Genomic DNA, 20,360 nt, shown 5'->3' with positions numbered 1-20,360 from the left:
CAAGAAAAAGCCCCGGCTCTCACGAGTCGGGGCTTTTTCGTTACAGCATCAGCTTACGCTTGAATAACCGGGATGTTGGCATTGGCTGCCGCTTCACGGAATTCGGCGATCTGATCAAAGCTCAGGTAGCGATACACGTCCGCCGCCATGGTGTTGATCTCTGCCGCGTAGGCCATGTATTCCTCAACGGTAGGCAGGCGACCCAAGATCGAAGCCACCGACGCCAACTCGGCCGAAGCCAGGTAAACGTTCGCACCGTCGCCCAGACGGTTGGGGAAGTTACGGGTCGAGGTCGATACAACGGTCGAGTTTGGCTCTACACGTGCCTGGTTACCCATGCACAGCGAGCAGCCCGGCATTTCCATGCGCGCGCCAGCTTTGCCGTAGATGCCGTAGTAGCCTTCTTCGGTCAGTTGGTGAGCGTCCATTTTGGTCGGCGGCGACAGCCACAGACGGGTTGGCAGCTGACCTTTGACCTTGTCCAGCAACTTGCCCGCCGCGCGGAAGTGGCCGATGTTGGTCATGCACGAACCGATGAACACTTCGTCGATCTTCTCGCCAGCAACGCTGGACAGCAGACGGGCGTCATCCGGGTCGTTTGGCGCGCAGAGCACAGGCTCATTGATGTCGGCCAGATCGATTTCGATGATTTCAGCGTATTCGGCGTCCGCATCGGCTTCCATCAGTTGTGGGTCGGCTACCCAGGCTTCCATCGCTTGAGCGCGACGTTCAAGGGTACGTGCGTCGCCGTAACCTTCACCGATCATCCAGCGCAGCAGGGTGATGTTGGAGTTCAGGTATTCAGTGATCGACTCTTTGGACAGCTTGATGGTGCAGCCAGCCGCCGAACGTTCTGCCGAGGCGTCGGACAGTTCGAACGCTTGCTCGATGCTCAGGTTGTCCAGACCTTCGATTTCCAGGATGCGACCCGAGAATTCGTTGATCTTGCCTTTCTTCTCGACGGTCAGCAGACCTTTCTGGATGGCCACGTAAGGAATGGCGTGAACCAGGTCGCGCAGGGTGATGCCAGGCTGCATTTCGCCTTTGAAACGCACCAGGATCGATTCCGGCATGTCCAGTGGCATAACGCCAGTGGCAGCGGCGAATGCAACCAGACCCGAACCTGCCGGGAACGAAATGCCCATCGGGAAGCGAGTGTGGGAGTCGCCACCGGTGCCGACGGTGTCCGGCAGCAGCATACGGTTCAACCAGCTGTGGATGATGCCGTCGCCCGGACGCAGAGAAACGCCGCCGCGGGTCATGATGAAGTCAGGCAGGGTGTGGTGGGTGGTCACGTCGATCGGCTTTGGATACGCCGCGGTGTGGCAGAACGACTGCATCACCAGATCTGCGGAGAAGCCCAGGCACGCCAGGTCTTTCAGTTCGTCACGGGTCATGGGACCGGTGGTGTCCTGAGAACCCACGGTGGTCATTTTCGGTTCGCAGTAAGTGCCCGGGCGAACGCCGGTCACGCCGCAGGCCTTGCCAACCATTTTTTGCGCCAGGGTGAAGCCCTTGGTGCTTTCAATGGGTGCTTCCGGCTTTTTGAACAGGTCGGTAGGGCCCAGACCCAATTCGGCGCGTGCCTTTTCGGTCAAGCCGCGGCCGATGATCAGCGGGATCCGGCCGCCAGCGCGTACTTCGTCCAACAGCACCGGGGTCTTCATTTCGAAGGTGGTGATGACTTCATCGGTACCGTGCTTGCAAACTTTGCCTGCGTGCGGGTACAGGTCGATCACGTCGCCCATGTTGATGTTCGATACATCGAATTCGATGGGCAGTGCGCCCGCATCTTCCATGGTGTTGTAGAAGATTGGAGCGATTTTGCTGCCGAAGCAGAAGCCGCCCGCACGCTTGTTCGGTACATAAGGAACGTCGTCACCGAAGAACCACAGCACCGAGTTGGTGGCCGATTTACGCGACGAACCGGTACCGACTACGTCACCGACGTAGGCAATCGGGAAGCCGGCATTGCGCATTTCTTCGATTTGCTTCATCGGACCGATGGAGCCTTGAACGTCCGGCACGATGCCTTCACGAGCCATTTTCAACATGGCCAGGGCGTGCAGCGGGATGTCTGGGCGCGACCAGGCGTCCGGAGCAGGCGACAGGTCGTCGGTGTTGGTCTCGCCAGTCACCTTGAACACGCGCAGGCTGATTTTGTCAGCCAGGGTTGGACGGTTCTTGAACCACTCGCCGTCAGCCCAGGATTGCACCACTGCTTTAGCGTGGGCATTGCCGTTTTTGGCTTTTTCAGCGACGTCGTGGAAGGCGTCAAACATCAGCAGGGTGTGCTTGAGCTGCGCAGCGGCAACCGGTGCCAGCTCAGCGTCGTCCAGCAGGTCAACCAGCGTCACGATGTTGTAGCCGCCTTGCATGGTGCCAAGCAGTTCAACAGCGCGCTTTTTGCTGATTAGTGGGGAGGACGCTTCGCCCTTGGCGATCGCGGCCAAGAAGCCGGCTTTTACGTAGGCGGCTTCGTCAACACCCGGTGGAATGCGGTTGGTGATCAGGTCTACGAGGAATTCTTCTTCGCCAGCTGGCGGGTTTTTCAGCAGCTCAACCAGGCCTGCGGTTTGTTCGGCGTTAAGCGGCTGGGGAACGATACCCAGTGCTGCGCGCTCTTCGATATGTTTGCGGTAGGCTTCAAGCACAGTTATTACCCTCATCATTGGTCCCAAATGGGTGTCCGGGACGCTCATCCAGGAATGCCAGGCACTCATGCGCTGCGGGGCTTTTTGGGCCGCTTAGCCAGAGTTGCAGAGATTCCCAACAGAAGCTGTTTTCAAAGTTTTACGCCCTAGGAACGGTGGGGGTGGTGCTGGTGGGTGCGGGCAGTTGCATGGCAATTACCCATCACCCACACCGTTCTTCAGGATCAACTGTGCTCGTGACGCTTTGAAAACAGCTTCTAACGGACATTGGCGCCTTAAAAGGCAGGCCGATTCTACGGCAAAAATGCGCCAAAGGTAAGTTAGCCCCTGAAGGTTGAGGGGTGATCTGCGTTAGACAAAGGGCTAACATGGGCGCCTGTTTCGCTCTGCAGTGCTCTATTTCGCTATGCCCAATCAAACCATCAAGACCCCTTGTATCGGCCTGTGCTCAACGGTTTACGGCGACCTGGTGTGCCGTGGTTGCAAGCGTTTCCATCATGAAGTGATCCACTGGAACGGTTACAACGACGCTGAAAAGCAGGCTGTCTGGCTAAGGCTTGAGCAATTGTTGGTGCAGGTGATGGCGGGCAAGGTCGAGGTGTTTGACGCGCACGCGCTGCGGGCTCAGATGCTGGCGCGCCAAATCCGCTTTGCGCCGCATCAGTCTGAATATTGCTGGGCTTATCAGCTGATTGCCCGCGGGGCGCGGGTCATCAATCAGCTGCAAGCCTATGGCATGGTGCTGTTGCCGGAGTTTCGCGACTGGAGCTTGCCCGAGCTGCGTGATGCCATTGATCGGGAATTCTTCCTGCTGTCCGAAGCTCATTATCAGCGTTACTTCGCCCCCAGTTTTCTGAAGGATGCGCTGGGCCGCTAACCGACAATCAGCGTTTGGACGCCAGTTTCTCCAGATGACGGGTCATTTCTTGAGGCTTGAGCACCAAAATGTCGCTTTCCAGTGTGTCGATGACCACTTCTGCGGTGTTACCGATCAAGGCACCTGAAAAACCGGTCCGCGCCACAGTGCCCATCACGGTTACGGCGGCGTCCAGTTGTTTGGCGACCCGCGGGATAATCACATCGGCCGGGCCTTCTTCGACGTGCAGACGGCTGCTTTCGATGTCGTATTGCGCCTGGAAGCCCTCGCAGGCCTTGCGGTAAATCGTTTCGTATTCCGTTTCAATCGGGTACGCGGCTTCGACGGCTGCCAGCATCGGCGCCGGAAAAGCGCTGATCACGTGAAGGTTGCCTTTGACCAGATTGGCGATCTGGAAACCGTGGTCAACAATGCTTTTGTGCAGCTCCATGTGATCGGCATCGTCGTTGCCTACGTCCACGGCCGCCAATACGACCCCGCCTTCCCAGGCCTGCGCCTTTTTGGCCAGTAACACGGGAGATGGGCAATAACGCAGCAACTTCCAGTCTTCTGGCGTGAGCAACAGCTTTTTCAAGGGGTTGTCGGGAAGGTGCTGTTTGATCACCAGGCCGCAATTATTGTCTTGCTGTATACGGATGATGGTCTGGTGTTTGCTCTCATGCCAGGCGCGCTCGCTGGTGACGGTAAAGGCTTCAGTTTTTAACGCGGCCTCAACCACGCTGAGCAATGAGCTGTGTTTGTTCTCTTTGTCGCAAATCAACAGATGCAGGGCTGCCCCGGTCTTTTGAGCGATCTGTTTGGCGCGTTTCAGTGCAAGGCTTTCCATTAACTCAGGTTCGATGACCACCAGCAGCTTGTTGATTGTTTGCATGGCCGAAGCTCCTTGAAAGATAAGTGCAACCACTATAGTTGCTCGCAGGTTGAGTGCGTGTTGATGCATATCAACCCGTCAGGCTGGTGCTGCGGCGTGTGGCCCGTATAATTGGCGGCTTTTGAAACTCCAGCCCTTGTGAGCCTCATGTCAGCCATTCTTGTGAAAACTGCCGGTCCGTTGCGCAACTCTCCTATGTCGGGAGCGTGCGCGTGATTCTTCCTGAAATTCATGAGTTTCTCGGCTGTCGCACCCCGGATGGTTGGATCAAGGCTGCATTGGCGGATCAGGACACCTTGCTGATCGACCACAAAAATTGCGAATTCAAAGCGGCCAGTACCGCGTTGAGCCTGATAGCCAAGTACCACTCGCATGTTGATCTGATCAATATGATGTCGCGCCTTGCACGTGAAGAACTGGTGCATCACGAGCAGGTCATGCGGTTGATGAAAAAGCGCAAGATCGAACTGCGCCAACTGTCGGCAGGGCGTTACGCCTCGGGTTTGCGTAAAGTGGTGCGCAATCACGAACCTGTGAAACTGGTGGATACGTTGGTGGTAGGGGCATTTATCGAGGCCCGCAGCTGCGAGCGTTTTGAAGCACTGGTGCCGCATTTAGATGAAGAACTGGGCAAGTTTTACTTCGGTTTGCTCAAAAGTGAGGCCCGGCATTTTCAGGGCTACTTGAAGTTGGCTTATCAATACGGCGATGCCAAAGACATCGCCTTGGTGATCGAGCGAGTCAGAGCGGCAGAGCAAGCGCTGATCGAAACCCCGGATGTCGAGTTTCGTTTCCACAGCGGTGTTCCTGCGCAGGCATAAAAGCCGCTTGCGGCACCAGCTTTACGTTTTAGGTCAAGACCCATTGTGTTCCTGAATGAGGAGGCCATCTGGCCTCAGCGTCGGCGCGCCTGCAAGTTGAAATAGATAGCCAGCTATTTATATTCTTGACATTAGCTGCCTAGACAGTAATATTTCGAAACATTACTGCCTAGGCAGCTTCCTGGTGGCCTGATGAAGCACTTCAATCCCGATAACTTTCAACATTGCACCCTGGGTTTGCTCCTGGGGCGAGCCGCGTTGCTTAAAGATCGCATCATTGATCGCCACATGGAGCCTTACGGCATCACCGCGGCGCAGTTCAAAGTGCTGATCATCATGGCGCAGTTTGACGTCGATACCCCGGCGGAGCTGTGTCGCCACCTGTCTGTGGACAGTGGGTCGATGACCCGCATGCTGGATCGTCTCGAGCAAAAAAACCTGCTGATGCGCCAACGCTCCGAGGCCGACAGGCGTCAAGTACGGCTCGTGCTGACCGTTGACGGCCAGGCCCTGGCCGACCAGTTGCCAGAAATCGGGGCCAACGCCATGAACCAGTTGGCGGGCGCCATTACTGCGCAAGAACTGCAACAACTTGAACAGATCCTGAAAAAAATACTGCTGGCTGCCGGTGACGCGATCACGGTCCAGCGCTTAGGTGGAAAATGAGCGACACAACCTTGCGTACAGGCTTAGGTCTGGTATTTGCGTCGATGGTACTGGCCGGTTGCGCCAATTATCAGGGGCTTGCGACCGAAGGCGTCAGCCTTCAAGCCCATCATCTGAAGGCCGGGCAAACGCTCAGTGGCGCCCGCACCACCCCGGCCGCCTGGCCTGCAAAGGACTGGTGGAAGCGATTGGGCGATGCGCAATTAGACGGCCTGATTCAAGAAGCCCTGCGCGATAGCCCGGACATGCAGGTGGCCAGTGCGCGCACTCACCAGGCGGCCGCGGCTGCCAGTGCCGCTCATGCGCAGCGCATGCCAACGCTGGATGCCGGTGCTGATGTCACGCGCTCGCGGCTCTCGCGCTCGCAAGACCCCGGCGGGCAAGGCGGACGTTACAGCACAGAGCGCGACATCAATCTGTCTTTCAATTACACCTTCGATCTGTGGGGCGGCCAGCGTGATGCGTGGGAAGCGGCAGTGGGCGAGGCGCGCGCAGCTGAAGTGGATGCTCAGGCCGCACGCCTGACCCTGGCCAGTGATGTGGCCCGCGCCTACAGCCATTTAGGGCATGCGTTCAGTGTGCGAGACCTGTCCAAAGATGATCTTGAGCGCACCCGTAAAATGCTCGACCTGAGCCAGCGTCGTCTGGATTCGGGTATTGACAGCCACTACCAGTATCAGCAAACCGAAAGCCTGGAGGCCAGCGCTGAAGAGCAGTTGATCAACGCCCAAAAGCAGCTCAGCTCTGCACGTATTGCGCTGGCCGTACTGTTGGGCAAAGGGCCTGACCGTGGCGCTGAGATTGCGCGTCCCGCGGTGTTAACCCCCAACGCGGTGGCGCTGCCAAGCATTTTGCCTGCGGATTTGCTCGGTCGTCGTCCGGACTTGGTGGCGGCCCGCTGGCGCGTCGAAGCAGCCAGTAAACATATCGCGGCGGCCAAGACCCGCTTTTATCCCAACCTCAACTTGACGGCCGCTGCCGGCACCCAGTCATTACTGGGGGATGCACTGTTCGGTCCAGCCAGTCGTTTCTTCAACATTGCACCGGCGGTATCGCTGCCCATTTTTGACGGCGGGCGTTTACGGGCCGGGCTGGATGCCGAAGATGCGAACTACGATCTGGCGGTCGCGCAGTACAACAAAATGTTGGTGGGGGCGCTCGGCGATGTCAGCGACACCCTTGGGCAGTTGCGCGCTACAGGTCAACAAATCACCGCGCAGCAGCGCGCAACCGAGATTGCACAGAACTCGTACGACACGGTATTGCAGCGTTACGGCTCGGGTGTCGGCAACTATCTGGAGGTGCTGAGTATTGAGCAGCAATTGCTTGAGGCCCAGCGTCAGTTGGCAGACGTGAATGCACAACAGATCGACCTCTCAATTCAATTGATGCAGGCCCTGGGCGGCGGCTTTGAGCCCGCCCACACGGCGCTGGCCGTTCCTTCCCAAGCCTCGCTGGCAGAATAATTTCAGGTACTCGTCATGGCCACTGTGCAAACACCGAATGAAACGCAACACACCGAAGACGCGGGCAATACGCGCAAACGTAAACTCTGGCTGGGCGCTCTGGCACTGCTGGTCGTGCTCGCCGTGGTGGGCGTGTGGGCCTGGCATGAGCTGTATGGTCGCTGGACAGAAAGTACCGACGACGCTTACGTGAATGGCAACGTGGTTGAAATCACACCCTTGGTCACCGGTACGGTGGTGAGCATCGGCGCCGATGATGGCGATTTGGTGCACGAAGGTCAGGTATTGCTCAATTTTGACCCGAGCGATTCGCAAGTCGGCTTGCAAAGTGCCGAGGCTAACTTGGCGCGCACGGTGCGTCAGGTCCGTGGCCTGTTCAGCAATGTGGACGGCATGAAGGCTCAAGTGGCGGCACAAAAATCTGACGTGCAGAAAGCGCAAGATAACTACAGTCGCCGTAAGAGTCTGGCGGCAGGCGGGGCGATTTCTCAGGAAGAGCTGTCCCATGCGCGGGACGATCTAGCGTCCGCACAAAGTGCGCTGCGTAACGCCGAGCAACAACTTAATACCACCACGGCTTTGGTGGATAACACTGCGGTCGCCAATCACCCGGACGTTCTGGCCGCTGCCGCGCAGTTGCGCCAAGCGTACCTGGAGCACGCCCGCACCACGTTGATTGCGCCCGTCACGGGCTATGTGGCCAAACGCACTGTGCAACTGGGGCAGCGAGTTCAGCCGGGCACTGCGCTAATGGCGGTGATTCCCCTGAACCAGCTGTGGATCGACGCCAACTTCAAGGAAACCCAGTTGCACAACATGCGCATTGGTCAGCCGGTTGAGATCGAGTCGGACATTTATGGCAGCGATGTGAAATACAGCGGCTCCATCGACAGCATTGGCGCCGGTACGGGCAGCGCGTTCGCGCTGTTGCCTGCGCAAAACGCGACGGGCAACTGGATCAAAATCGTCCAGCGGGTGCCGGTACGCATTCATATCAATGCCGATCAGTTGGCACAGCATCCATTGCGAGTGGGGTTGTCGACGGTAGTGGACGTGAACCTGCGCGACCAAAGTGGCCCGGTGCTGGCGCAACAGCCGCCGCAAAAAGCCACCTTCACCACCAATGTGTACGACAAGCAACTGGCGGATGCCGAGGCGCTGATTGCGCGCCTGATCGACAGCAACAGTGCCGCCTCGGGCAACTCTGCCGCTACGCGTTGATTCGCCAATCCATAAGCCCCGTCGCACTGGCGGGGCTGCGCCGCCAGTTTTAAAGGATTTGCGATGAGTACAAACGCGTCATTTACCCCGCCAAGCTTGCTGTTCGCCACCATTGGCCTGTCGCTGGCGACCTTTATGCAAGTGCTCGATACCACCATTGCCAACGTCGCCTTGCCGACCATCTCCGGCAACCTGGGCGTGAGTTCGGAGCAGGGCACGTGGGTGATTACTTCTTTTGCTGTCAGTAATGCGATTGCCTTGCCGCTGACCGGCTGGTTAAGCCGACGCTTTGGCGAGGTGAAGCTGTTTCTGTGGGCCACGATTTTGTTCGTGCTGGCCTCCTTTTTATGCGGCATCTCCACCTCAATGCCTGAGCTGGTGGGCTTTCGGGTGCTTCAAGGGTTGGTTGCCGGGCCTTTGTATCCGATGACGCAAACCCTGCTTATCGCGGTGTACCCACCCGCGAAACGGGGGATGGCACTGGCATTGCTGGCCATGGTCACGGTGGTCGCGCCCATTGCGGGGCCGATTTTGGGCGGCTGGATCACCGACAGTTACAGTTGGCCGTGGATCTTCTTTATTAACATCCCGATTGGCATCTTTGCGGTGATGGTCGTTCGCCAGCAATTGAAGGCGCGGCCGGTGGTGATCACCCGTCAGCCTATGGATTACGTGGGGTTGATCACCCTGATCATTGGGGTGGGCGCGTTGCAAATCGTGCTGGATAAAGGCAATGACCTGGACTGGTTCGAATCCAACTTCATCCTCTTGGGCACGGCGCTGTCGGTGGTTGCGCTCGCGGCGTTTGTGATTTGGGAAATGACTGACAAGCACCCGATCGTCAATCTGCGTCTGTTCGCTCATCGTAATTTTCGAATCGGCACCATTGTGCTGGTGTTGGGCTATGCCGGTTTCTTCGGCATCAACCTGATCTTGCCGCAATGGTTGCAAACGCAGATGGGCTACACCGCCACCTGGGCCGGTTTGGCGGTGGCGCCGATTGGTATCTTGCCGGTATTAATGTCGCCGTTCGTGGGCAAGTACGCGCACAAGTTCGATTTGCGACTGCTGGCCGGTCTGGCCTTTTTAGCCATTGGCTTGAGCTGCTTTATGCGCGCCGAGTTCACCAATGAGGTGGACTTCCAGCACATTGCGATGGTGCAGTTGTTTATGGGGATTGGTGTCGCGCTGTTTTTCATGCCGACCCTGAGCATTTTGATGTCGGACTTACCGCCACAGCAGATCGCCGACGGGGCAGGGCTGGCCACCTTCCTGCGTACGTTGGGCGGCAGCTTTGCCGCATCGCTGACCACCTGGATCTGGATTCGTCGGGCCGATCAGCATCATGCCTACATGAGTGAAAGCATGAGCACCTATGACCCTGTTACCCGGCATGCGCTGGAAAATCTGGGCGGTGCAAGCACCAAGGCATATGCGCAGATGGACCAAATTCTGACCAGCCAGGCGTACATGTTCTCCACCGTGGACTACTTCACGATGATGGGCTGGCTGTTTATGGGGTTGATTCTGATCGTGTGGCTGGCCAAGCCACCGTTTGCAGCGAAGGCGGGGCCAGCGGCAAGCGGGCATTGATGAATCGTTTGTCACCCGCCCGCAGGCGCTGCCGACAGCTACGATCTTTGGAACGCTAGCAGCCGTCGGCAGTGCCTGCAGAGATCAAGCGGGGGGCGGTAATGCCCGCTGAAAATCAAACGGCATCAGTTGCATGCCTTGCTCATCTACTTGCAATACCCAGCCTTGACGGTCCCAGTCACCGAGCACAATGCGCTTGGCGGCGTGCTCGCCGATTTGCAGTTTGTGAATCGCCGGGCGATGGGTATGGCCATGAATCAAGGTGTGGACGCCGTACTGGGTCATGATTCGGGGGATTTCTTCGGGGGTCACATCGACAATGTCGTTGGCTTTCATGCGGGTCTGGGCGCGGCTTTCACTGCGCAGTTTGCGCGCCAGTTTATGCCGGGTGCTCAGTGGCAGGTGCCGTAAAACCCAGCGCGTCACAGGATTACGCAGGTAGCGTCGCAGGCGCATGTAAGCTTCGTCGCGGGTGCACAAGCTGTCGCCGTGCATCAGCAATACCCGTTCGCCGTAGAAATCTACCACGCTCGGATCTTTGAGTAGGGTGCAGCCAGCGGCCTTGCAAAAGGTCTGGCCAAGCAGAAAATCACGATTGCCGTGCATCAGGAAAATCGGTGTGCCGCTGTCGCTCAGGGCGCGCAGTGCCTCACAGATTGAGCGCTGATAGGGCGTCATGGCGTCGTCGCCAATCCAGGCTTCAAAAAAATCACCCAGAATGTACAGCGCCTGTGCCGAGCGCGCACGCCCGGTCAGGAAATCCAGAAACGCCCGGGTAATGTCCGGGCGCTCCTCTTCCAGATGCAAGTCTGAAATCAGCAGTATCACTCAATGATCTCGGCTTTCTCGAGGATCACGTCGTCTGCGGGTACATCCTGGTGACCGGCCTTGGAGGTGGTCGACACGCCTTTGATCTTGTCGACAACGTCTTGGCCTGCGGTGACTTTACCGAATACGGCATAACCCCAGCCCTGAACGTTTTTGCCGCTGTGGTTCAAGAAGCTGTTGTCAGCCACGTTGATGAAGAACTGGGCAGATGCCGAATGCGGCTCCATGGTGCGGGCCATGGCAACGGTGTATTTGTCGTTCGACAGGCCGTTGTCAGCCTCGTTCTGGATGCTTGGGCGCTTGTCTTTCTTTTCTTTCATGCCAGGCTCGAAACCGCCGCCTTGAACCATGAAGTTGCCGATGACACGGTGGAAAATGGTGTTTTCGTAGTGGCCGGCTTTTACGTATTCGATGAAGTTGGCTACGGTGATCGGCGCTTTTTCAGCGTTCAGTTCGATCACGATGTCGCCGTGGTTGGTCGTCAGTTTTACTTGGGTCATGGTTGCTGTCGCTCTATCTAATGAATTCGTGGGGCGTGTGCGCATGGCGTGCCGCTCTTGGCCAAGGTACGGCCCAGCGGCGGAGTTTAGCCTGCCCGCCCGGCATTTCGATGCTGTTTTTGCTATATGGGCATTAAAAGCAGGCATTTCAAGGCGCCTGATTGCGTGCCTGCTCTGTCAGTGACTTGACAGCATCGGCTATGATAGGCGCTTTGATTTAGTCGGCCGCCCCAGGCCGCGCACTCGTTATGTTCAAGGATCCTATGAGCAAGCCCACTGTCGACACCACTCTGAATTCAAAGGCTGGCCCTGCTGTCCCGGCCAATTTCCTGCGTCCAATCGTTCAGGCTGACCTTGACTCGGGTAAATGCAAACAGATCGTGACCCGCTTCCCGCCAGAACCCAACGGGTATCTGCACATCGGTCACGCCAAGTCCATTTGCGTGAACTTTGGGCTGGCTCAAGAGTTTGGCGGCGTCACGCACTTGCGTTTTGACGACACCAACCCGGCCAAAGAAGATCAGGAATACATCGACGCGATTGAAAGCGACGTTAAATGGCTGGGCTTTGAGTGGTCCGGTGAAGTGCGCTATGCCTCGCAGTATTTTGACCAATTGCATGAGTGGGCGGTTTACCTCATTAAAGAGGGCAAGGCTTATGTCTGCGACCTGACCCCCGAGCAAGCCAAGGAATACCGCGGCAGCCTGACCGAGCCGGGTAAAAACAGCCCGTTCCGTGAACGTAGCGTTGAGGAAAACCTCGACCTGTTCGCACGCATGAAAGCGGGCGAGTTCGAAGACGGCAAGCGCGTACTGCGCGCCAAAATCGACATGACCTCGCCCAACATGAACCTGCGTGATCCGATCCTGTATCGCATTCGCCATGCTCATCACCATCAAACCGGTGACAAGTGGTGCATCTACCCCAACTATGACTTCACTCATGGTCAGTCAGATGCGATCGAGGGCATCACTCACTCGATCTGCACCCTGGAATTTGAAGGGCATCGTCCGCTGTACGAATGGTTCCTCGACAACCTGCCGGTGCCGAGCAAGCCGCGTCAGTACGAATTTTCACGCCTGAACCTGAACTACACCATCACCAGCAAGCGCAAGCTCAAGCAATTGGTTGATGAAAAACACGTCAATGGCTGGGACGACCCGCGCATGTCCACGTTGTCGGGTTTCCGTCGCCGTGGTTATACGCCCAAGTCGATCCGCAACTTCTGTGACATGGTCGGCACCAACCGGTCTGACGGCGTGGTTGACTTTGGCATGCTGGAATTCAGCATCCGCGACGACCTGGACCACAGCGCGCCGCGCGCCATGTGCGTACTGCGCCCGTTGAAGGTCATCATCACCAACTACCCTGAAGACAAGGTTGAATCCCTTGAGCTGCCGTGCCACCCGAAAGAAGACATGGGTGTTCGCGTGTTGCCGTTCGCGCGTGAAATCTATATCGACCGTGACGACTTCATGGAAGAGCCGCCAAAAGGTTACAAGCGCCTGGAGCCAGCAGGCGAAGTGCGTTTGCGCGGCAGCTACGTGATTCGTGCCGACGAAGCCATCAAAGATGCCGATGGCAACATCGTTGAGCTGCATTGCTCATACGACCCTGAAACCCTGGGCAAGAACCCTGAAGGCCGTAAGGTCAAAGGCGTGGTGCATTGGGTGCCGGCAGCGGCCAGCGTGGAGTGTGAAGTGCGCTTGTATGATCGACTGTTCCGCTCTGCGAACCCTGAAAAGGCTGAAGATGGCGCGGGCTTCCTGGAAAACATCAATCCAGATTCGCTGCAGGTTTTAACCGGTTGTCGTGCAGAGCCTTCGTTGGGCAATGCACAGCCTGAAGACCGTTTCCAGTTTGAGCGCGAAGGTTATTTCTGCGCTGATATCAAGGATTCGAAGCCAGGTCGTCCGGTATTCAATCGCACTGTGACCTTGCGGGATTCGTGGGGCCAGTGAATCAGTTTTAAGGAAATCTTCGTGTTAACGATCTACAACACGCTCACCAAGAGCAAAGAAGTGTTCAAGCCTCTGGATGGCAACAACGTGCGTATGTACGTGTGCGGCATGACCGTATACGACTACTGCCACCTTGGTCACGGCCGCAGCATGGTTGCTTTTGACCTGGTGACCCGCTGGTTGCGTTTCAGTGGTTACGATTTGACCTATGTGCGCAACATCACCGACATCGACGACAAGATCATCAACCGTGCCCGTGAAAACGGCGAAACGTTTGAGGCGCTGACCGAGCGCATGATCGCGGCGATGCATGACGATGAAGCACGGCTCAACATCCGTAAACCGGACATGGAGCCGCGAGCCACCGATCACATTGCGGGCATGCACGCAATGATTCAGACCCTGATCGACAAAGGCTATGCCTACGCCCCGGGTAATGGTGACGTGTACTACCGCGTTGCCAAGTTCATGGGTTACGGCAAGCTGTCGCGCAAGAAGATCGAAGACTTGCGCATTGGCGCACGCATCGAGGTTGATGAATCCAAAGACGATCCGCTGGATTTCGTACTGTGGAAAGGCGTCAAGCCGGGCGAGCCGAGTTGGGAATCACCGTGGGGTCCGGGGCGTCCGGGCTGGCACATCGAGTGCTCGGTGATGTCCACATGCTGCTTGGGCGAGACATTCGATATTCATGGTGGCGGCAGTGACCTTGAGTTTCCGCACCATGAGAACGAAATTGCCCAGAGTGAGGCGGCGACAGGTAAAACCTACGCCAATGCCTGGATGCACTGCGGGATGATTCGCATCAATGGCGAGAAGATGTCCAAATCCTTGAACAACTTCTTCACCATTCGCGATGTGCTGGAGAAATATCACCCCGAAGTGGTGCGCTACCTCCTGGTGTCCAGCCACTACCGGAGTTCGATCAACTACTCCGAAGACAACCTTAAGGACGCGAAAGCGGCGCTTGAGCGCTTCTATCACGCACTTAAAGGCCTGCCAAACGCAGAGCCTGCGGGTGGGGAAGCGTTTGTCGAGCGGTTCACCCAAGTGATGAACGACGATTTCGGTACTCCGGAAGCGTGCGCCGTGCTGTTTGAAATGGTGCGCGAGATCAATCGCCTGCGTGAAACCGATCTGCACGCGGCTGCGGGTTTGGCTGCGCGTCTCAAGCAGTTGGCTGATGTGCTGGGTGTATTGCAGCTCGAAGCAGACGCGTTCTTGCAGGCTGGCGCGCAAGGCAAGGTGGATGCTGCTCAAGTGCACGCGTTGATCGAGGCGCGTTTGGCCGCTCGTGCGGCCAAAGAGTGGGCTGAGTCCGACCGCATTCGCGATCAATTGAGCGCAATGGGTGTGGTGCTTGAAGACGGAAAAGGCGGGACAACTTGGCGTCTGGCTGACTAGGTTGCTCGTGTTGTGAGCTAAAGCCCGCCCAGTGCGGGCTTTTGTTTGGGTGATCGTTTAGCTGCGCGCATGAAAACGGCACCCGAAGGTGCCGTTGGCAATGCCGTTTTAGACGCTTAGTCGTGCAGGGTTTCGGCTGCGTAGAGTGTGTTCTCCAGCAGGCAGGCACGGGTCATCGGGCCTACACCGCCTGGAACGGGTGTAATCCAGCCGGCGCGGGGCAGGGCGGTTTCGTACACAACATCGCCTACCAGCTTGCCATCGGCCTGACGATTGATACCCACGTCGATCACGATGGCGCCTTCTTTAATCCACTCACCTTTAACCAGACCCGGTTTGCCGGCGGCAACCACAACCAGATCGGCGCGGCCGACGTGGCCGGCCAGGTCTTTGGTGAAGCGGTGGGTGACCGTGACGGTGCAGCCTGCCAGTAGCAGCTCCATCGCCATCGGTCGGCCCACAATATTGGAGGCGCCTACAATGACGGCGTCCATCCCGTAGAGATCCTGACCGGTGCTTTCCAGCAAGGTCATGATGCCTTTAGGGGTGCAAGGACGCAGCAGAGGGATGCGTTGTGCAAGGCGGCCGACATTATAGGGGTGGAAACCGTCGACATCTTTGTCCGGGCGGATGCGTTCCAATAGCTTGGATGCATCCAGGTGCTCAGGTAATGGCAGTTGCAGCAGGATGCCATCGATGTTCGCGTCTTCATTAAGGCGGTCGATCAGATCGGTCAGTGCTTGCTGGGTGGTGTCGCAAGGCAGGTCATAGGCTTGTGAAAGAAAGCCTACCTCTTCGCAGTCTTTACGCTTGTGCGAAACATAAACCTGGGAGGCAGGATCACTGCCTACCAGAATCACTGCCAGACCAGGAGTGCGCAGGCCTTGCTCGTGACGCTCGGCGACACGTTTGGCAATCTGCTGGCGCAGGCTGGCGGCGATCGCTTTGCCGTCGATTAGTTGTGCAGTCATTACGCGTGATTAACCATCGAAAAGGGTGGAAAAAGGGCGTGCATTCTCGCATGCCGTGGCGTGAGGGCAAAGGCGCTTGGTCTGCTTATTCCCCTAACCCCTTTATATTTCTAAACTTTTTTCAAAAAAGAGTTGACGACTTCCCGACTCACCTATAACATTCGTCGCACTTGTCGGGCACAGCCTAGCACTGGTTAAGAAGGTAGAGCGAAGTTGATGTCTAGCTTGGTGATACTGAAAGCACTTAGTTTGTAGTCGTCACAGAATACAGATTAATAAGGCGCCCGTAGCTCAGCTGGATAGAGCATCCGCCTTCTAAGCGGATGGTCGCAGGTTCGAGTCCTGCCGGGTGCGCCATTAGGCAGCTTTGGCACAAGTAAGGCAACACAGGCAATATGGTGGGCGTAGCTCAGTTGGTAGAGCACGGGATTGTGACTCCCGTTGTCGAGGGTTCGATCCCCTTCGTCCACCCCATATTTAGAAAGACGCCAGATTAATAGTCTGGCGTCTTTGCTTCAAAAGTTTGAAATGCGGATGTGGTGGAATTGGTAGACACACTGGATTTAGGTTCCAGCGCCGCAAGGTGTGAGAGTTCGAGTCTCTCCGTCCGCACCAAATTTGGTAGTTCATCTACCAGCTGAAAAAAGGCGCAGCACCTGAAAAGGGCTGCGCTTTTTTCGTTCTGGCGATTTAATTTATCGGGTTCGTTATGCGTTCCTGGTTAGCTTTGTACGTGTTGCGTTAATGCGTGCAGCGCATCGTTCGTTTTTTGTAACGGTGTGCTCAGGTGTCTGCTGGGTGAGTGGGTGGCATCTGTTGAGCCTCTAAATTAGGGCTTGAGCGTAAAAAATGTGTACTGAGGTGGTAAGCAAATTATTGTTTGCACCTTATTAATGTGTCTGCTGTTTCTTTGCACGAATGCGGTAGGGTGACTTCTTGAGTTTGACCCACTAGAATGCATGCCCTTGATTATGGGGTCGGAAACGGCCGGCTAACGTCTGTGCAACGAGGAATATCCATGCAAGTTTCTGTTGAAAATACTTCCGCTCTTGAGCGTCGCATGACCATTGGCGTGCCAGCTGAGCGTATTGAGGCTGAAGTCAACAAGCGTCTGCAACAGACTGCCCAAAAGGCCAAGATCCCGGGCTTCCGTCCAGGCAAGGTGCCAATGAGCGTGATCCGTCAGCGTTACGAAGCTGATGCGCGTCAAGAAGCGCTGGGCAACATCATCCAGGCTTCTTTTTATGAAGCAGTGGTTGAGCAAAAGCTGAACCCGGCGGGCCAGCCATCCGTAGAACCTAAAGTGTTCGAAAAAGGCAAGGATCTGGAATACATCGCAACTTTCGAAGTTTTCCCGGAGTTCGAAGTCACGGGTCTGGACACCATCGCTGTTGAGCGCCTGAGCGCTGAAGTGGCTGATGCCGACCTGGACAAAATGCTGGACGTGCTGCGCAAGCAGAACACCCGCTTTGAAGTGACTGAGCGTGCTGCTCAGAACGAAGACCAACTGAATATCGATTTCGTTGGCAAGGTTGATGGTGAAGTATTCGCAGGCGGCTCCGCCAAGGGTACTCAGTTGGTACTGGGTTCGGGCCGCATGATTCCGGGCTTTGAAGATGGCCTGGTCGGCGCCAAAGCAGGCGAAGAGCGCGTTCTGACCCTGACATTCCCTGAGGACTACCAGAACCTGGACCTGGCAGGTAAAACTGCTGAGTTCACGGTGACTGTGAATACTGTTTCTGAGCCAAAACTGCCTGAATTGAACGAAGAATTCTTCGCTCAATTCGGTATTAAAGAGACAGGTATTGAAGGTTTCCGCGCCGAAGTTCGTAAGAACATGGAGCGTGAGCTGCGTCAGGCCATCAAGTCCAAGGTCAAAAATCAGGTAATGGAAGGCCTGCTGGCTGCCAACCCGATTGAAGTGCCAAAGGCTCTGCTGTCGAGCGAAGTAGACCGCCTGCGCGTTCAGGCAGTCCAGCAATTCGGCGGTAACATCAAGCCGGATCAACTGCCTGCTGAGCTGTTTGAAGAGCAAGCCAAGCGTCGCGTAGTGCTGGGCTTGATCGTGGCTGAAGTGGTTAAGCAGTTCGACCTCAAGCCTGATGAAGATCGCGTTCGCGAAATGATCCAGGAAATGGCTTCCGCCTATCAGGAGCCAGAGCAGGTTGTAGCTTGGTACTACAAAAACGACCAGCAATTGAACGAAGTTCGTTCGGTTGTGCTGGAAGAGCAAGTTGTGGATACTGTTCTGCAGAAGGCTAAGGTGACCGACAAGTCGGTCTCTTACGAAGAAGCTGTCAAGCCGGTGGAAGCTCCACAAGCCGACTGATTTCGGACTCGTTGGAAAACACTACCATAAGCCAGCCTCGCGCTGGCTTATGCGTATTCAAGACAGAACTATTTGGGAGTGACTGCAGGACATGTCCCGCAATTCTTATATGCAGCAGAACTCTGACATTCAAGCCGCTGGCGGCTTGGTCCCGATGGTTGTTGAGCAGTCCGCCCGTGGCGAGCGCGCCTATGACATCTATTCGCGCCTGTTGAAGGAGCGGATCATCTTCCTGGTAGGCCCTGTAGAAGATTACATGGCGAACCTGGTTGCGGCGCAGTTGCTCTTCCTTGAAGCCGAAAACCCGGACAAGGACATCCATCTTTACATCAACTCTCCTGGCGGCTCGGTAACTGCAGGTATGTCGATCTACGACACCATGCAGTTCATCAAGCCAGACGTGTCGACCATCTGCATTGGTCAAGCGTGCAGCATGGGTGCATTCCTGTTGGCTGGCGGCGCACCAGGCAAGCGTCACTGCTTGCCTAACTCGCGCATGATGATTCACCAGCCATTGGGCGGTTTCCAGGGCCAGGCGTCGGATATCGACATTCACGCCAAGGAAATCCTCAATATCCGTCATCGTTTGAACTCGCTGTTGGCGCATCACACGGGTCAAACACTCGAGACCATCGAGCGTGATACTGAGCGTGACAACTTCATGAGTGCCGAGCGTGCAGCCGAGTATGGCCTGATCGACTCAGTATTCAGCAAGCGTCAAATGCCCGCTTAAGCAGCGCAAATGTGGGTGGTTGGATTAACCGACCACCTGCGGACTTGAAAAAGCCCGCAGTTGCCTTCATCTTGTGTTGCAAGCCTATCGGATTTGGATCGATCGAATGACTGACACCCGCAACGGCGAGGACAACGGCAAATTGCTCTATTGCTCCTTCTGTGGCAAAAGCCAGCATGAAGTGCGCAAATTGATTGCCGGCCCCTCGGTCTTTATCTGCGACGAATGCGTCGACCTGTGCAATGACATCATCCGTGAGGAGGTGCAGGAAGCCCAGGCCGAGAGCAGCGCGCATAAATTACCATCGCCAAAAGAAATCAGCGGCATCCTTGATCAATACGTTATTGGTCAGGAACGTGCCAAAAAGGTTTTGGCTGTAGCGGTATACAACCACTACAAACGCCTCAACCAGCGTGACAAAAAGAACGACGATGTCGAGCTTGGCAAGAGCAACATCCTGCTTATTGGTCCTACCGGTTCGGGTAAAACCCTGCTGGCGGAAACCTTGGCTCGTCTGCTGAATGTGCCTTTCACAATTGCTGACGCAACCACGCTTACCGAAGCGGGTTATGTGGGTGAGGATGTCGAAAACATCATTCAGAAGCTGCTGCAGAAGTGCGATTACGATGTAGAAAAGGCCCAGATGGGCATCGTTTACATCGATGAAATCGACAAGATTTCGCGCAAGTCTGATAACCCTTCAATCACCCGTGACGTTTCCGGTGAAGGTGTACAGCAAGCCTTGTTGAAATTGATTGAAGGCACTGTTGCTTCCGTTCCGCCTCAGGGTGGCCGTAAGCACCCGCAGCAAGAGTTTTTGCAGGTTGATACCCGCAACATTCTCTTTATCTGTGGCGGTGCGTTCTCGGGTCTGGAGAAGGTTGTACAGGCTCGATCGACGCGTGGCGGTATCGGCTTTAGCGCCGAAGTACGCAGCAAGGAAGAGGGCAAGAAGGTTGGCGAATCCCTGCGTGAAGTCGAACCTGACGATTTGGTCAAGTTCGGTCTGATCCCTGAGTTTGTCGGGCGTCTTCCTGTTTTGGCGACGTTGGACGAACTGGATGAGGCTGCGTTGATGCAGATCCTCACTGAGCCGAAGAACGCCTTGACCAAGCAATACGGCAAGCTGTTCGAGATGGAAGGTGTCGATCTCGAGTTCCGTGCTGATGCTTTGAAAGCTGTGGCCAAGCGTGCGCTTGAGCGCAAGACAGGCGCTCGTGGTTTGCGTTCGATTCTTGAAGGCGTCTTGCTCGACACTATGTATGAAATCCCCTCGCAATCCGAGGTGAGTAAAGTGGTGATCGACGAAAGCGTTATAGAAGGCAAGTCCAAGCCGTTGTTGATTTATGAAAACAACGAAGCGACTGCCAAGGCTGCACCCGACGCGTAATTGTGTAGCTGTTTGTTACATGGTGCGTGTTAATGAAGGGGCCTTAGGGCCCCTTTGTTTTTCCTGCTCTTCAGC

At 56.2% G+C, this 20,360-nt stretch carries 16 protein-coding genes and 3 tRNA genes; 14 read left to right on the top strand and 5 right to left on the bottom strand.

All coding sequences use genetic code 11. The annotated features are described in order from the left end of the window. Nucleotides 1-53 precede the first annotated feature (53 nt). Nucleotides 54-2,654: a bifunctional aconitate hydratase 2/2-methylisocitrate dehydratase gene (gene acnB / locus ACP7A4_RS09105; protein WP_059763143.1), complete on the bottom strand. Its 2,601-nt coding sequence runs from the start codon at nucleotides 2,652-2,654 to the stop codon at nucleotides 54-56. Between the two features lie 406 nt (nucleotides 2,655-3,060). Between acnB and ACP7A4_RS09100 the strand changes: the two genes are divergently transcribed. Continuing rightward, entirely contained in the window at nucleotides 3,061-3,531 is a 471-nt protein-coding gene (locus ACP7A4_RS09100) for a DUF1289 domain-containing protein (protein WP_426246486.1), read from the top strand. 7 nt (nucleotides 3,532-3,538) lie between these two features. Here ACP7A4_RS09100 and ACP7A4_RS09095 read toward each other — a convergent pair whose 3' ends face one another. After that, a complete protein-coding gene (locus ACP7A4_RS09095; RefSeq protein ID WP_426246484.1) occupies nucleotides 3,539-4,402 on the bottom strand; it encodes a universal stress protein in 864 nt (287 codons plus the stop codon). A 212-nt stretch (nucleotides 4,403-4,614) separates the two neighbouring features. On the opposite strand from ACP7A4_RS09095, the gene ACP7A4_RS09090 reads away from it, so the two are divergent. The 5 genes from ACP7A4_RS09090 (at nucleotide 4,615) to ACP7A4_RS09070 (ending at nucleotide 10,169) form a co-directional block, all read left to right on the top strand. Then, complete coding sequence (locus ACP7A4_RS09090; protein WP_059763140.1) at nucleotides 4,615-5,223, top strand: tRNA-(ms[2]io[6]A)-hydroxylase; 609 nt, start codon at nucleotides 4,615-4,617, stop codon at nucleotides 5,221-5,223. Between the two features lie 192 nt (nucleotides 5,224-5,415). After that, complete coding sequence (locus tag ACP7A4_RS09085; protein WP_048363586.1) at nucleotides 5,416-5,889, top strand: MarR family winged helix-turn-helix transcriptional regulator; 474 nt, start codon at nucleotides 5,416-5,418, stop codon at nucleotides 5,887-5,889. Further along, nucleotides 5,886-7,355, top strand: coding sequence for an efflux transporter outer membrane subunit (locus ACP7A4_RS09080; protein WP_426246481.1), 1,470 nt, complete (start codon nucleotides 5,886-5,888; stop codon nucleotides 7,353-7,355). Before ACP7A4_RS09085 ends, ACP7A4_RS09080 begins: the two co-directional genes overlap by 4 nt. A gap of 15 nt (nucleotides 7,356-7,370) precedes the next feature. Continuing rightward, on the top strand, nucleotides 7,371-8,576 hold the full coding sequence (locus ACP7A4_RS09075) for an efflux RND transporter periplasmic adaptor subunit (RefSeq protein ID WP_059763138.1): 1,206 nt from the start codon (nucleotides 7,371-7,373) through the stop codon (nucleotides 8,574-8,576). 63 nt (nucleotides 8,577-8,639) lie between these two features. Beyond that, the gene (locus tag ACP7A4_RS09070) at nucleotides 8,640-10,169 is read left to right on the top strand and encodes a DHA2 family efflux MFS transporter permease subunit (protein ID WP_059763137.1); all 1,530 of its coding nucleotides are present in this window, start codon (nucleotides 8,640-8,642) and stop codon (nucleotides 10,167-10,169) included. 84 nt (nucleotides 10,170-10,253) lie between these two features. On the opposite strand, the gene lpxH is transcribed toward ACP7A4_RS09070, so the two are convergent. Both lpxH and ACP7A4_RS09060 read right to left on the bottom strand, forming a co-directional pair. Further along, nucleotides 10,254-10,997 (bottom strand): UDP-2,3-diacylglucosamine diphosphatase, encoded by a 744-nt coding sequence (gene lpxH / locus ACP7A4_RS09065; RefSeq protein WP_426246478.1) that lies wholly within the window; start codon nucleotides 10,995-10,997, stop codon nucleotides 10,254-10,256. After that, nucleotides 10,994-11,497: a peptidylprolyl isomerase gene (locus ACP7A4_RS09060; protein WP_048363591.1), complete on the bottom strand. Its 504-nt coding sequence runs from the start codon at nucleotides 11,495-11,497 to the stop codon at nucleotides 10,994-10,996. Before ACP7A4_RS09060 ends, lpxH begins: the two co-directional genes overlap by 4 nt. Nucleotides 11,498-11,760: 263 nt before the next feature. Here ACP7A4_RS09060 and ACP7A4_RS09055 point away from each other — a divergent pair, with 263 nt between their 5' ends. Together ACP7A4_RS09055 and cysS are read left to right on the top strand one after the other, a co-directional pair. Then, entirely contained in the window at nucleotides 11,761-13,458 is a 1,698-nt protein-coding gene (locus tag ACP7A4_RS09055) for a glutamine--tRNA ligase/YqeY domain fusion protein (RefSeq protein WP_059763135.1), read from the top strand. Nucleotides 13,459-13,479: 21 nt separating this feature from the next. Then, on the top strand, nucleotides 13,480-14,862 hold the full coding sequence (gene cysS, locus ACP7A4_RS09050) for a cysteine--tRNA ligase (protein WP_059763134.1): 1,383 nt from the start codon (nucleotides 13,480-13,482) through the stop codon (nucleotides 14,860-14,862). 116 nt (nucleotides 14,863-14,978) lie between these two features. On the opposite strand, the gene folD is transcribed toward cysS, so the two are convergent. Continuing rightward, complete coding sequence (gene folD / locus ACP7A4_RS09045; protein WP_059763133.1) at nucleotides 14,979-15,833, bottom strand: bifunctional methylenetetrahydrofolate dehydrogenase/methenyltetrahydrofolate cyclohydrolase FolD; 855 nt, start codon at nucleotides 15,831-15,833, stop codon at nucleotides 14,979-14,981. Nucleotides 15,834-16,113: 280 nt separating this feature from the next. Here folD and ACP7A4_RS09040 point away from each other — a divergent pair. The 6 genes from ACP7A4_RS09040 to clpX all read left to right on the top strand — a co-directional run bounded on the left by ACP7A4_RS09040 (nucleotide 16,114) and on the right by clpX (nucleotide 20,285). Continuing rightward, a tRNA-Arg gene (locus tag ACP7A4_RS09040) sits at nucleotides 16,114-16,190 on the top strand. A 41-nt stretch (nucleotides 16,191-16,231) separates the two neighbouring features. Continuing rightward, nucleotides 16,232-16,307 (top strand) — tRNA-His (locus ACP7A4_RS09035). Between the two features lie 56 nt (nucleotides 16,308-16,363). Further along, nucleotides 16,364-16,448: transfer RNA gene (locus ACP7A4_RS09030), tRNA-Leu, on the top strand. Nucleotides 16,449-16,851: 403 nt separating this feature from the next. After that, complete coding sequence (tig, locus tag ACP7A4_RS09025) at nucleotides 16,852-18,162, top strand: trigger factor (RefSeq protein ID WP_059763132.1); 1,311 nt, start codon at nucleotides 16,852-16,854, stop codon at nucleotides 18,160-18,162. Between the two features lie 91 nt (nucleotides 18,163-18,253). Further along, the gene (gene clpP / locus ACP7A4_RS09020; RefSeq protein WP_047276599.1) at nucleotides 18,254-18,895 is read left to right on the top strand and encodes an ATP-dependent Clp endopeptidase proteolytic subunit ClpP; all 642 of its coding nucleotides are present in this window, start codon (nucleotides 18,254-18,256) and stop codon (nucleotides 18,893-18,895) included. A gap of 106 nt (nucleotides 18,896-19,001) precedes the next feature. Then, entirely contained in the window at nucleotides 19,002-20,285 is a 1,284-nt protein-coding gene (gene clpX, locus ACP7A4_RS09015; RefSeq protein ID WP_048379377.1) for an ATP-dependent Clp protease ATP-binding subunit ClpX, read from the top strand. Nucleotides 20,286-20,360 lie beyond the last annotated feature (75 nt).

It is taken from the genome of Pseudomonas sp. TWR3-1-1 (assembly GCF_049896545.1).
Taxonomy (GTDB): domain Bacteria; phylum Pseudomonadota; class Gammaproteobacteria; order Pseudomonadales; family Pseudomonadaceae; genus Aquipseudomonas; species Aquipseudomonas weihenstephanensis.
The sequence above is the reverse complement of the archived record's forward strand: the minus strand, read 5'-3'. Positions and strand labels throughout refer to the sequence as shown.